The following is a 13,132-nucleotide window of genomic DNA, read 5'->3' on the forward strand; positions in this document are numbered from 1 at the left end:
CGCGTCCCGGAGGCGGGTCCGCCGCGGAGTCTACAGTCCCTCCACCTCCCAGCCCTTGCGATAGGTGCGGCGCAGGAGGCGCTGCGCCTCGTCGCTGTTGGTGACCTTGAGGTTGGCGGCATCCCACTCGAGCAGCGTGTTCGGCACGCGGATGGCCACGGTGCCGAGCAGGATGGCCTCGGCCATGGGGCCGACCTGCATGAAGTGGCTCTCGGTCGGCTCGCCGCCGAGGCAGGCATCCACGAAGTGGTGGTAGTGATCGCGGCCGGGGAGCTTGGGCCGCTCGATCTTGGCGAATTTCTCCTTGGGGAAGAGCTGCGGGCCGGCGCCGTGCTGGAGCAGGAGCGCGCCCTCGGTGCCGATGACCATGGCCGACTCGGGCGGGTAGCCCGGCTTGCCGGCCTCGAAGCCCGCGAGCTTCTGCACGTCGTCGGGCGGGTAGAACTCGCCGTCGAACCACTCGAGCGTGAGGTCGCCCTCGGTGGCCTCGCTGGCGGGGAACACCCAGGTGATGTGGTCGCCCTGGGGCCAGGTGTCGGCGCGGCGCTCGGGGCTCTCGAGCCAGGACTTCTGGACTTCGGCGGTGACGGTCTTGGGCGCGGTGAGGCGGAGGCCCTTCCAGACGGCGTCGAAGATGTGGCAGCCGATGTCGCCCGACCAGCCGGTGCCGAAGTCCTGCCAGGCGCGCCAGCGGACCGGGTGGTAGATTCCGCCGCCGGCATAGGGGCGCTCGGGCGCGGTGCCGAGCCAGAGGTCCCAGCTCAGGTGGGGGGGAGGCGTCTCGCCCTGGGGCGGCCTGGGCCCCTTGAGGCGATAGTGCTCGATGGCGCCGGGGCGGTTGGAGCACAGGATGGCGCGTTTGGCCTTGCCGATGACGCCCTGGCGGAGGAAGGCCACGGCCATGCGGTCGCCGATGCCGCTGGCGGCCTGGGTGCCGAGCTGGGTTGTGACGCCCGCGGCCTTGGCCGCGGCGGCGATCTGGCGGCTCTCGTAGACGTCGTGCGTCAGGGGCTTCTGGCAGTAGACGTGCTTCTTCTTCCGCAGCGCGGTCATCGTGGCCGGGGCGTGGGTGTGGTCGGGCGTGGAGACGTTCACCGAGTCGATCTGGTCGCCTTCCTTGTCGAGCATCTCGCGCCAGTCGGCGTAGGTGCGGGCGCCGACGTACTTGGCCGCCGCGGCCTTCAGCGTGTTGGCATCCACGTCGCACAAGGCGACGATCTGGGCCTTGGGGTGGCCTTTGATCGCGCCCAGGTCGCCGCCGCCCATGCCGCCCGAGCCGATGGCGGCGTGGCACAGCTTGTCATTGGCGCCGAAGACGTTGCGGGCGAGAATCGTGGCGGCCAGCCCGGCCGCCGTGCCCTGGAAGAAGGTGCGACGCGAGATTTGCTCGGACATTGGGGCCTCCTTGTGACGCAGCGCATGCGGAAAGACGCCGCACAGCGCTTCAGGCGCCGGGCGCGCACACAATGATAGCGCGCGCCGCTCGGATTGCAAGCCCCATGCAAAGGCCCCGCGGGGCGAGTGCCCCACGGGGCCCTTGGAGAAGCTGGAAGCGGATGCCGTGTCACACGGCGCGGCCTTTGACGCCCTTGGCCTTGGCCGCGCCCTTCTTGACGCCCTCGCAGGGGCGCAGGGCGCGCACGGCGCGGCCGGCCTGCCAGATTTCCTTGTTGCCCAGGGCCTCGAGCTCCTTGTGCAGGATCTCCTGGTAGTCGGGGCGGCCCAGGCACTTGATCACGCGGCGCGTCTCGGTGCCGTTCTTCACGCTCTCGTAGAGCTGCTTGAAGAGAGGGGCGACGGCCTTCTTGAACTTCGGCGCCCAGTCGAGCGCGCCGCGCTGCGCCGTGCTTGAGCAGTTCGCATACATCCACTCCATGCCGTTCTCGTCCACCAGGCGGATGAGGCTCTGGGTGAGTTCCTCGACGGTCTCGTTGAAGGCCTCGGACGGGTCGTGGCCGCGGCGGCGCAGCTCGTCGTACTGGGCCTCCATCACGCCGGCCAGCGCGCCCATCAGGATGCCGCGCTCGCCCGTGAGGTCGCTGTAGACCTCCTTCTTGAACGTGGTGGGGAAGAGGAAGCCCGAGCCGATGGCGATGCCGATGGCCAGCACGCGGTCGCGGGCGCGGCCGGTGGCGTCCTGCTCGATGGCGAAGCTGGAGTTGATGCCGGCGCCGCTGAGGAAGTTGCGCCGCACGCTGGTGCCCGAGCCCTTGGGGGCCACGAGGATCACGTCCACGTCCTTCGGCGGCACCACGCCGGTCTGGTCCTTGTAGGTGAGGCCGAAGCCGTGGCTGAAGTACAGGGCTTTGCCGGCCGTGAGGTGCGGCTTGATGATGGGCCACACCTTGAGCATGGCCGCGTCGCTGACCAGGAACTTGATGATCGTGCCCTTCGCCGCCGCCTCCTCGATGTCGAAGAGGTCCTTGCCCGGCTTCCAGCCGTCGGCCACCGCGCGATCCCAGTCCTTCTTGAACTTCGGGCTCTGGCCGATCACGATGTTCCTGATGCCGTTGTCGCGCATGTTGAGGGCCTGCGCGGGGCCCTGCACGCCGTAGCCGATGACGGCGATGGTTTCCTTCTGGAGGATCTGGCGCGCCTTGGCGAGCGGGAACTCCTGGCGCGTCACCACCTCTTCCACCACGTTGCCGAACTTGATCTTCGCCATTCTCGACCTCCTGTGCAAAGGGACGCGGCGGCGGGCCTACCGGGCCACGGAACGCTGGAGGAAGGCCTCGAGGCGTTGGAGCAGCCCCTGCTGCTCGGCGATAGCCGCCTTGAGGCGCGCCGTCTTCTCCTGAAGGGCGCGCACCTGGGCGCGGGGGAGCGGCAGGCGGCCGTGCGGCTCGCGCGCCTCGCCCTCGGGGCCGAGCAGCACGCGCTTGAGCGCCATGATCTGCCGGATCTCCTCGAGCGAGAAGCCGAGCTGCCTGAGCTGCGCGATGTGCTGGACCAGCGTGACGTGGAAGGGCGTGTACGCGCGCTGCGCGCCGTGCTTGATCGCCTCGATGAGGCCCAGCTCCTCATAGTAGCGCAGCGTGCGCGCCGTCACCCCTGCCTGGGCGGCCGCCTCGCCGATCTTCATGGGTTTGCTCGGCACGCGCTCGGACCTCCGGCCGGCTCTCAGGAGCCGGGGAGCATCATAGCAGAACTTAACGTTTGCGTCAAGGTGATCTTTTGCGGGACCGGACAGGCTACTGGGCCGCGCCCGCCCTCTCCTGCTTCAGGCGCGTCACGAGCGCCCGAATGTCCTGCATGCTGAAGCCGTGCTGCTGGCGCAGGCGCCCCAGGGTGGCGGCGGACGGCGTGCCGGCGGGCAGCTTGAGTTCGGCCACGATGCGCTCGAAGGGCACGCCCGCCTCCGCGGCCACCTCGGCCAGGGTGGTCGAGCCCTTGATGCCGCCCGGCCCGTGCTCGGGGCCGGATGCGCCCGTCCTGGGCGCCGGCGCGGCCTCGGGCATCGTGGCCGTGGTGGGGCAGAGGCCATCGGTGCAGGTGTCGCAGGCCGACGCGGCCTTGCCCCCTCGGTAGCCCTTGCCCTTGCCGCCCTCGCCCTCGTGGTCGCACGCCGTCCCCGCCCCGACGGGGAGGAGCCAGGGGGCGGCGATCGCGCCGACGCCCGCCAGGCCGAGCGCGAGGAGGAGCAAGGCGCCGCCCGCTCCCGCGCCGGCCTTTCTCACCGCACGCGGCCGCGTGAGCGACCCGAACGTGTTGGTGACCCACTTCCAGTGGAGCGCGACGTGCAGCGTCACGAGCCCCACGAGGCTCAGGGCCAGGTAGAAGTGCACCGTGCCCCACTGGTGGCGCGAGTAGCCCAGGATGCCCATGCTGCCCGAGCCTGGGGGCAGACGGTAGTACAGGATCAGCCCGGTCGCCGCCAGACCGACCATCGCAAGATACGCCAGCACGTTCACAACCAGGTGCAGCTTGTTCTTCGGCATGCGCGCTCTCCCGGCCAGAGAGTGGGGTGCCACGCGCCGCGGACGCCCGATGCGTCCCGACGCCCATTCCAGTATACCACAGCCTGGGGCGGCGCCTAGGGCCGCCGCGAGGCGAAAGACTCGACGAGCCTGCGGCGCACGCGGTCGCCCAGGCGGCACGTGATCTCGTAGGGGATGGTGCCCGCCAGGCGGGCGAGGTTCTCGACGCTGTGCGGGTCCGCGGGATCGGGCGAGATGATTTCGACCTCATCGCCCACGGCGGCCGAGGGCACGTCGGTCAGGTCCACGATCGTCTGGTCCATCGAAATGGTGCCGCGGGCGGGCACGAGCTGGCCGCGCACGCGCATCACCGTCTTGTTCGTGAGGCAGCGGAGGTAGCCGTCGGCGTAACCCACGGGCACGAGGCCCACGCGGCTATCGCGCTCGAAGGTGTGGCGCAGGCCATAGCCGCAGCGGCTGCCGGCCGGCATCGGGCGCACCTGCATCAGGCGGCCCGTCAGACGCAGGCACGGCTGGAGCGGCAGACGCACGTGCATCTCGTCCGACGGCTGGTATCCGTAGACGGCGATGCCGGGCCGGACCATCTCCAGATGGGTCTCGGGGAGGTCCACAAGGGCGGCGGAGTTTGCGGCGTGAAGGAGCGGCGATTTCGCATTTCGGATTTCGGCTCTCGGATCCCTGTGCCCCGCCATTCGCAGCCCGCAATCCGCAATCGCCCGGCGGAAACAGGCCAGTTGCTCGAGGGTGTGGGCCTTGTCGGCGGCGTCGGCCAGGGCGAAGTGGGTGTAGAGGCCCGCCAGCTCGAGGCTCGGCTCGGCGCGCACGCGCTCGGCCAGCGCCGGGACCTGGGCCGCCGGCACGCCCGAGCGGCCCATGCCGCTGTCCACCTTCACGTGCACGGCGGCCCGGGCGTTCACGTGGCGGGCCGCCTCGGCCACGAGGCGCACCTCGGCGGGCGCGGTCAGCGTGAGCCACACGTCGTTGGCCACGAGCTGAGCCAGGGCGTCGCGCAGTTCGGCCCCCTCGCCGTAGGCGCAGGCCGAGAAGAACAGGAGGATCGGCTTGCGGAAGCCGCGGTGGCGCAGGCTCACCGCCTCCTGGGGCGTGGCCACGCCCAGCACGTCGGCCTGCTCGGCCAGCACATCGAGCACCAGTTGGAGGCCGTGCCCGTAGGCGTTGGCCTTTGCGGCGACGCACAGCTTCACGCCGGGCGCGAGGCGCCGACGCAGCATCTGGAGGTTGTGCCGCAGCGCCGCAGCGGAGATCTCGGCGGTAAGGTAGCTCTCCACGGCGATTCCTTCCGTCAGGCCTGCGAACCTCCCGCGGGTTCGGAATCCGCGGAAGGTCGGCGCGCTTCGCGTGCCAGGGGCAGTTCGACCGCCGAGCGGATGTGCAGGCTGCGCTGTGGGAACGGGACCTCGATGCCCTCGGCCTCGAAACGGTCCTTGATCGCCATGTTCACCTCGTCGCGGATGCGGAACTGGTCGTGGTAATCGTTTACCCAGTAGACCAGCATGAGCTCGAGCGCCGACTCGCCGAAGCCCGTGAAGAACACGGCGGGCGGCGCCGGCTCGCGCCGCACCTCGGGGTGCGCGTTCAACACGTCGAGCAGGACGGCCTTGGCCTTGCGCAAGTCGGTGCCGTAGGCCACGCCCAGGGGGGCGCGGATCTTGAACTGGGGGTCGGGCGCGCTGAAGTTCACGATCTGCGCCTTGGCGATCTCGGCGTTCGGCACGGTGATCACCGTGTGGTCGAACGACAGCACGCGGGTGCTGCGCAGGCCGATGTCCAGCACGTCGCCCGTCTGCCCGCTGCCGAACTGAATGCGGTCGCCGGGCTTGAACGGGCGGTCAATCATGAGCACGAAGCCGGCGATCATGTTGGCGATGGTCTCCTGGGCCGCGAAGGCCACCGCCAGCGACATCACGCCCGCCGTGGCCAGTAGGCCCGTGATCTGCACGCCGAAGTGGTCGAACACCACCGTGGCGGCGATGAAGAAGAACACGAACTTCGCCAGCTTGCGGAAGAGGACGAGGAACTGGCTGTCCACATGGGCCTTGGTCCTGGCGGCCACGTCGTGGCTGTACCAGTCCATCACCGCATGCGCCACGCCGTAGGCCAGGCCCGTGATGCCGAGCACGAGCGCGATGTAGAGCGCGCCCTGGAAGAGGCCCCAGGCGGGATGGTCGGTGACGGGGGGCAGGCCGCGGAAGCTCATCTTCGCGCCCATCTCGGTGAGGGCCAGGAACGTGACCCACCGCATCGGGCCGCGCGTGGCCTCCAGGATGCCCACGTCCAGCGTCGTCTTCGTGCGGCGCGCGATGGGCAGGAGCGCGTGGTCCCACACCCAGTGGACCACCTTGGAGGCCACCAGGGCGCCCGCGAGCCAGATGCCGAACGAGATCCAGCCTCTTGCCAGCGGGGAAAGGTTCAGCGTGGCGGCCGCCGGCGCCGCCTCCTGGGCCCGGGCGGCCCGCGCGCCAAGAGCGGCGAGGGCCGCGGCCCCCGTCTTCGCTGCTGCTGGGATCCAGCGGCGCCCTGTGAGCTTGTGTTGGGAGGTCAAAGGCGTCTCCTGTCACCCGGCCCCCACGATCCGCCGCACGCGCTCGTCGGCGGCGAGGGGCTCGCCCTGGTCATCCACCACCTTCACCGCGCCGTGCACCAGGCGCGTGGGCCAGCGCAGGGCCTCGCGGAACTCGTCCCGGCACGCCCACAGGTAGGGCGCAGGCAGGAAGCCGAGGGCGAAGGCGCGGTAGAGGCCCTGCGCAGTGTACGGATTCGACACCGCAGCTTCAATGGCCCGAAGCACGGTGCGGCTCTCGGCCAGCAGGGCCGCCGTGCGGCTCGCCACCTCGGGGTGGCCGGCCATATCGTCCACGTCGCCCTTCGCGCGCAGGCGGCGGTACTCGGCGAGGGCGTGGCGCATGATCTGGATGCTCTCGTTGACCACGGACGGGTCGGCCAGATGCGACGCCTCGGAGTAACTCACCACGTGAATGATGGGCGGGCTCGCGGGGTCGTGGGGCTCGATGTCGTCCATCAGCGCCGTCACCGCCGCGAGCTGGGCCTTGGCGCGCTCGAGGTCGTGCGAGAAGTAGTCGAGTCCGCCGCGGGGCTGAAGCAGGACGCGGAAGCGGCCGTCCTCGAGTTCGCGGGCGAGGGCGAGCAGGGCGCGGGCCTTGGCCAGGTCTTGCACGCCCCAGGTGGCCTTGGGCGTGTTGAGCATGGCCTGGAGCACCAGGGTGCGAATGCCCAGGGCCTTCGCCGTTCGGGCCGCCAGCACGGCGGCGACGACGTAGGTGACGTCGTCGGCCCCGCGGAAGGCGAAGTGGTGCGACACGTTGGGCTCGTAGGGCTTGCCGGCCGCGGCGATCACGCGCAGGGTCTCGACGTGCTGCTCGAGGTTCTGGCGCACGGGATAGGGGCCGCGCCCGTCCACTTGGCAGAACCACCAGAGCGAGAGCGCGTGCCAGGCGGTGTGGATCGTCTCCTCGTACATCCGCGCGAGGTCCGGGATGTCGCGCGTGCCGGCATAGGTGCGCACGAGCATGGGCCGGGCGGCGCGCCAGACGGCGGCGAACTCGTCGGGCGAGTTGAGCGGCACGCCGCCGCCGTTGGGGCGGCCGCCCCAGTCGTCCCCGAACGCTTCTTGTGTGAGCTGCGAGGTGCCGATGGACAACACGTCGAGCAGCCCCGCCGAGGCGAGCTGGCGGGTCCAGTCGAGGAACTGCCGCACGGCCTCGGCGCGGTCCGGCAGGTAGGGGCCCACGTGCGCCCTCACGACCGGCGGCAGCCGGCGGGCGAGGCCGTGATCCACGCGGGCCACCAGCGTGTCGGCCTCCGTGCCGAAGCCGTCGTAGCCGCTGCGGTCCACGGGGCGGACGGCCCGGTAATCGGCCTTGCGCACCAGGTCGCGGCCGAAGGCGAGGCGCGCCTCGTCGTAGGCCATGCCCTCGGCCAGCGCGTGAGGGAGGCGCGAGGCGTCCACGCCCAGGAGGCGGAGGGTCTCGGCCGGCGTCTCGTCGCCGCAGAAGGTGGCGGTGGCCTCGGGCACGGTGCGGCGCACCAGTTCGCAGGCCTGGGGCAGCCCGGCGAAGTAGAGGGCCTTGAGCGGCCCGCCCTGGGCGGCCAGGAGGCGCCGGTCCTTGAGCCGCACGACGAGGCGGCCGAAGAGGGCCGCGCCGTCGTGCGGGTCGAGGCGGTAGCTGAAGCCGAGGACCGTGATGCGGCGGTCGCGCAGCCAGCGCTCGATGGCGGCGAACGCGGCCGGGTCGCCGGGCCGGCCCGCCGCCTCGCAGGCGGCGGCAGGGGCGCTCTCGGCCGCGTGGCCGCAGTCGGCCAGGGCCTGGGCCACGGCCGCGATGCCCAGGGTGTGGGCATCGAGGGCGGGCCGCAGGAGGCCGAAGCGGTCGTCGCGTGTCGCGGCAGGAGGCATGGCGCCCTCTCGATCAGAAGTCGCCCAGGCTGGGTTGCCCGGGGGCGTTGAGCGGCTCAGCCGGCCCGGCGCCGACGACGTAAAACCGCAGGTCCCTAACTGACATGCCTCGGATGCCCAGGCGGTCCACGGTGCGCCCCTCGGCCCAGTAGTCGGCGCCGTGCATGATCGAGGCGAGCGTGATGACGGCGCGGATGGCCGGGGTGGGCACCCCGAACATCTCGCCGATGGCCGCGATGGGCACCAGGCTGAACGGCACGTCCTCGCTGATGTAGCGGTGCTGGACGGTGCCGGGGGCCTTGATGCCGCCGTAGCCGGTGTTGGCGCGCATGGCGTCCAGCAGGGTCTTGCCGGCCGCGTCGTAGGCCAGGTAAAGCCACTCGCGCGCCGTGTTGGCGCGGATGCCGAGCGCGGCGGCCACCTCCACCCGCTCGCGGTCCACCGCCTCGAGCACGGCGGCCACGGCCGGGGTGACGCCCTCGACGTAGTACTCGAAGTCGCCGTGGGTGTCCTCGATGCGCGCGGCATTGAGGACGGTGATGGCCGGGTGGAAGACGGCGCCGATGTTGTCGAGGCTGGTCTTGAGCACGTTGTCGCCCGGCACGAACTGGGGGAGGGCCTTGCGGATCACGGGCAAGACGTCGGCCACCTGGTACGAGGGCAGGGTGGCCAGGGGCACGGAGTTCTTGATGCCGAAGATGCGCACCTGGCCGGGATTGGTCACTCGGGCGGCGTAGAGCAGCGTCTGGGCCTCGGCGATGAAGGGGCGGACGGCGGGGTTGCGCTCGCGGAACACCTGGGCCGCCTCCAGGGCGCCCCCCGTGCGGCCGGGGTTGAGCACGAGAATCTGGCCGTCCTTCACGTGCGGGGCCAGCAGTTCCACCATGCCGCGGTGGGCGAAGGCCGGCACCACGACCATGAGGACGTCGGCCTCGCTCACGGCCTCGGCGGGGTCGTCGGTGACGCCGTGCAGCGCGGCGAAGCCCTCGACCTCGCCCGTCACGTCCAGCCCGCCGCGCTCGCGCACGGGTTCGATCCGCTCTCGGGTGCGGTTGAACAGCGTCACCTTGCAGCCCGTGAGGGCCAGGTGGGCGGCCATGGCCATGCCGCCGTGGCCCGCGCCGGCCACGCAGAAGGAGGGCATCCCCTCGGCGGCGGCGAAATCGCCCAGCGGCTCCTCGGCCGCTCGGATGCACCCGATGACCTCCTGCGGCGTGGCCGCGGCGAGCAGCCCGCTGAGGAACCCCTCGCGCTCGCACAGCCGGGCGAGGCGGCTGAGCACGCGCAGGTAGAGGCCGTGGGTCTCGGGCGGGCCGAGCAAGACGACCACGAGGTGGGCTCTGCGGCCGCGCGCCGAGCGCCACGGCACCCCCTCGGGCGACACACCCACGCCCACGAGGAACTGCTTGCAGGCCGCGGTGGCCCCGTGGGGCACGGCCACGTGGTGCGCGCCCACAGGGAAGATCGTGGGGCTCTTGCGCTCGCGGGCTGCCACGGCCTGGAGGGCCAGAGGCACGTCCACCGGCCTCTCCTGGGCGATGGCCTCGACCAGGCGGGCCACCGCCGCCTCGCCGCTCTCGGCGGCGAGGCCCGGGATCACGGCGCCGGGGAGTAGCATCCCGGTGAGTTGCATGGGCGCCTCCTCCTGGCCTCGGGGCGCTGGCCCTAGGGACGGACTCGCAGCCACGAGCACTGGGTCACAGTCTCACACACCGGCCTGCTGCGATGCGCGAGGAATTTCCTCTATCCTACCCCATCCGGGAGCGCCGGTCAAGCTTGGCTTGCAGTGGACGGCGAATTCGGGTATAAATGAGGGGCGTCGGTGCGCGTGCCCGAGTAGCTCAATCGGCAGAGCACGGCTTTCGTAAAGCTGAGGTTATCGGTTCAACTCCGATCTCGGGCTCCACACGGCCCGTCCTGGGCTCCTCAGGGCGGGCCGTTTCGTTGGGGGGCCGTTTGACCCGCCCGTGGGGCCATGATAGTGTGGCCGGGCCCCTCTCTTGGCTCATGCGAAGGCGACGGTGCGATGCGGTACAATGTCACCCAAAGCGGATACGAGGGCTGGGCGGACCCCCCGCGCCGCGTGGTGTTCCCGCGCCTCAGTCCCGTCGTCAGGTGGCTCATCCTCGCCAACGTGGCCGTGTTCCTGGTGCAGCTCTACTTCGAGTCCGCGCGCCGCGTGAGCCTGTCGCAGTTCCTGGGCGTGGTGCCGCGGGGGGTGATCGAGCGGCTCCAGGTCTGGCAGGTCGTCACCTACATGTTTCTGCACAGCACGTCTGCGAACCACGTCATCCACATCGTGGTGAACATGCTGTTTCTGTACTGGTTCGGGGTGGAGCTCGAGCGGGTGATGGGCCGCGGGCGCTTCCTGGGGCTGTACCTGGCGGGCGGCGTGGCGGGGGGCGTGGCGTATGCGGTGACGCAGTACCTCGTGCGGATGGAGAACCCGGCGATCGGCGCCTCGGCCGCGGTGATGGCCCTGCTGGTGGTCTACGCCTTTCACTTTCCGAACCGCACGGTGTATCTTTTCTACTGCATTCCGCTGGCGGTGAAGTGGTTCGTGCTGGCGGTGATCGCGATGGATGTGCTGTACAGTGCGAACGCGTACGGGGACGGGGTGGCGCACACGGCGCATCTGGGCGGCGCGCTCTACGGCCTGCTCTACTGGCGGCTGGGGCCGCGCCTGGCGCCGTGGTTGGACCGCTTCGGCGACCGGCACCGCGACCGCGAGGCCCGCCGCCGTGCGGCCGACGAACAGCGCGTGGACGATCTGCTGGTCAAGATCAGCCGCGAGGGGTTCGACAGCCTGAGCCGCCGCGAGCGCGACTTCCTCACAGAACAAAGCCGCCGCCGGCGCGAACGCGGCTATCGCTCGTAGATGACACGAGCAGGCAAGAAGAGGGGAACCTTCTTGGAAGACAGGTTCCCCCCTCACCCCCTCCAAGAACTGTCACGTGAACGCCGCCTGTGAAGGTCTTTGGCAAGGAGGGGGGAGGGGAGGAAGCCCTTTCTCCCCAGAAAGGGGTTCCTCCCCTTTGCACGATCACTTCAGCTTCTCGATCAGGGCCTTGGCCTGGTCGGCGAAGACGGTGTCGGGGTGCTTGACGACGATCTGGTCGAGCAGGTCGCGGGCCTTGTCGGGCCGGTTGTTGGCGATCCAGCTTCGGGCCAGGGTGAGCAGCTTGCGGCACTCGGCGGCCGCTGCGCCAGAGTCCGCCTCCGCCGTTGGCTTGGCCTCGTCGGCCGAGGCCATGCGGTCCAGCGCGTCGAGCTCCTCCTCCGTGAAGAAGTCGCTGGCGGGGTCGTTCGCATCGGCAGCGGCCCCGGGCTGGGGGCGGGCGGCCTCTTTCTTCGCGGCCTCCTCGAGGGCGGCCTTGGCCTCGGGCAGGGCGCGGAGCTTGGCCAGCTCGTCGTGCGCCTCTTTGGATTCCGGGAGGGGGCTGAACGTCTCGACCAGGTCGGCGAGCTTCCGGGCCGCGTCGGGGTAGGCCTTGTCGGTGAGGTCGGCCCGCGCCGATTCGAGCTGCTTCTTGGCCAGTTCCTCGATGGTCGCCAGTTCCTTCTTCGCGGTGTCCACGGCGGGCATCTTCACGCCGGCGTCTACGATGCTCTTGTAGAGCTTCGCGGCGCCGCCGTACTGCTTCTTCGCGAGCAGGGCGTTGGCGCGGTCGAGGGACTCCTGGACCTCGCGCGTCTGCTTGGGCGAGGGGGGCACGCCGTGCTTCTTGAGGAGGGTGGCCATCTCCTTGGCCAGGGCCGTGGGGTCCTGCCGGCCGTCGAGCTTCTTGAGGATCTTCTCCTCGCCGTCCACGAAGAAGATGATGGGGAACGAGAGCGCCCCCTCGCCGGGGGGGAACTTCGAGAAGAGGCCGTGCGAGACCGTGCCGTTCTTGGCGGTCATTCCCACGTAGATGTAGACGAACATGCGGTGGAAGGCGGCCAGTTGCTCCTTGTCGAAGGTCTTCTTCGAAAAGGCGCCGTCCTTGTCCTCGTCGAGGCCGAAGACGATGACCATGAGCCGGCCGGCCTTCTTGGCGGCCTCGAGGCCCTCGTTGTAGTCGTCGTACCAGCGGATGGCGGCGCGGCACGGCGCGGCCGCGGCCATCGCCACGAGAAGTCCCGCGAGCATCCAGCGCTTGGGCATGGTGTGCCGCCTCATCTGAGGGTTTCGAGGAGGGCCTGGACGTCGAGCGCGGCCGCCGAGTGGCCCGCCGCGCTGAGCGGCCGCTGGCCCCGGCCTTGTCCTTAAGTATCATAGCTCCCCGGCATGGCCCGGTCAAGGGATTTGCGAAAAAGCGGGAGGCGGTTGCGATGTCTGAAGTTGTTGAATGCAGATCACTTGCGCGCGGCTTCCGAAAACCCACCCTCCCGAAGGTTCCAATACCTTCGGGAGGGTACCAGGGAGGGCGAGTGCTGGGGGGCTTAGTCTCCCGAACGTATTGGAACATTCGGGAGGGGACTTGCGAAGACGCGCCGGGGGGCGCTGGTGTTCCTAAGCCTATATGCGGCAGCGGCTTGCGCCGGCCCCGGGAAAAACCGCGTAGGATGCCCTGTACGCGACCCGGAGCCGCCCCTTTGACCCAGGATACCTATGGCGGATCGGCGGCAGGAAGGGAGTCTGCAAGCCTCTACGTTGCAAGGACATGCAGAGTCGGCCCACCCCCTTGGCTAGCCAGCAGCCAAGGCCGCAAATCGCGTCCGGGCAAGGGCGCCCTACCGGGGCCCGGCGCCGCTGACGTCAATGGGCACGGTGCCGGGC

Annotated in this window: 10 protein-coding genes, 1 tRNA gene and 1 pseudogene; 2 read left to right on the forward strand and 10 right to left on the reverse strand. The window is 70.3% G+C overall.

What is annotated here, in order from left to right; genetic code table 11:
• Positions 1–30: 30 nt before the first annotated feature.
• The 9 genes and pseudogenes from PLE19_02295 to PLE19_02335 all read right to left on the reverse strand — a co-directional run bounded on the left by PLE19_02295 (position 31) and on the right by PLE19_02335 (position 9,991).
• Positions 31–1,395 (reverse strand): Gfo/Idh/MocA family oxidoreductase, encoded by a 1,365-nt coding sequence (locus tag PLE19_02295; protein ID HPD13751.1) that lies wholly within the window; start codon positions 1,393–1,395, stop codon positions 31–33.
• Between the two features lie 169 nt (positions 1,396–1,564).
• Positions 1,565–2,665: a ketol-acid reductoisomerase gene (gene ilvC / locus PLE19_02300; GenBank protein HPD13752.1), complete on the reverse strand. Its 1,101-nt coding sequence runs from the start codon at positions 2,663–2,665 to the stop codon at positions 1,565–1,567.
• A 36-nt stretch (positions 2,666–2,701) separates the two neighbouring features.
• Positions 2,702–3,097 carry a MerR family transcriptional regulator gene (locus PLE19_02305; GenBank protein ID HPD13753.1) on the reverse strand — a complete coding sequence of 132 codons (396 nt, stop codon included), beginning with the start codon at positions 3,095–3,097 and terminating at the stop codon, positions 2,702–2,704.
• Between the two features lie 94 nt (positions 3,098–3,191).
• Positions 3,192–3,938, reverse strand: a complete 747-nt coding sequence (locus PLE19_02310; GenBank protein HPD13754.1) for a DUF4405 domain-containing protein — start codon at positions 3,936–3,938, stop codon at positions 3,192–3,194.
• A 95-nt stretch (positions 3,939–4,033) separates the two neighbouring features.
• Entirely contained in the window at positions 4,034–5,227 is a 1,194-nt protein-coding gene (alr, locus tag PLE19_02315) for an alanine racemase (protein HPD13755.1), read from the reverse strand.
• Positions 5,228–5,241: 14 nt separating this feature from the next.
• Positions 5,242–6,501 carry a mechanosensitive ion channel family protein gene (locus tag PLE19_02320; GenBank protein HPD13756.1) on the reverse strand — a complete coding sequence of 420 codons (1,260 nt, stop codon included), beginning with the start codon at positions 6,499–6,501 and terminating at the stop codon, positions 5,242–5,244.
• Between the two features lie 12 nt (positions 6,502–6,513).
• Positions 6,514–8,373 carry a cobalamin-binding protein gene (locus PLE19_02325; protein HPD13757.1) on the reverse strand — a complete coding sequence of 620 codons (1,860 nt, stop codon included), beginning with the start codon at positions 8,371–8,373 and terminating at the stop codon, positions 6,514–6,516.
• A 13-nt stretch (positions 8,374–8,386) separates the two neighbouring features.
• On the reverse strand, positions 8,387–9,517 hold the full coding sequence (locus PLE19_02330; GenBank protein HPD13758.1) for an NAD/NADP octopine/nopaline dehydrogenase family protein: 1,131 nt from the start codon (positions 9,515–9,517) through the stop codon (positions 8,387–8,389).
• Between the two features lie 57 nt (positions 9,518–9,574).
• A pseudogene (locus PLE19_02335) lies at positions 9,575–9,991 on the reverse strand (PTS sugar transporter subunit IIA).
• A 212-nt stretch (positions 9,992–10,203) separates the two neighbouring features.
• On the opposite strand from PLE19_02335, the gene PLE19_02340 reads away from it, so the two are divergent.
• Positions 10,204–10,279, forward strand: a tRNA-Thr gene (locus PLE19_02340).
• A 120-nt stretch (positions 10,280–10,399) separates the two neighbouring features.
• Complete coding sequence (locus PLE19_02345; protein HPD13759.1) at positions 10,400–11,251, forward strand: rhomboid family intramembrane serine protease; 852 nt, start codon at positions 10,400–10,402, stop codon at positions 11,249–11,251.
• 165 nt (positions 11,252–11,416) lie between these two features.
• Here PLE19_02345 and PLE19_02350 read toward each other — a convergent pair whose 3' ends face one another.
• Entirely contained in the window at positions 11,417–12,517 is a 1,101-nt protein-coding gene (locus PLE19_02350) for a hypothetical protein (protein HPD13760.1), read from the reverse strand.
• Positions 12,518–13,132: the final 615 nt, after the last annotated feature.

This window comes from Planctomycetota bacterium (assembly GCA_035384565.1).
In the GTDB taxonomy this organism is placed as follows: Bacteria; Planctomycetota; PUPC01; order DSUN01; family DSUN01; genus DAOOIT01.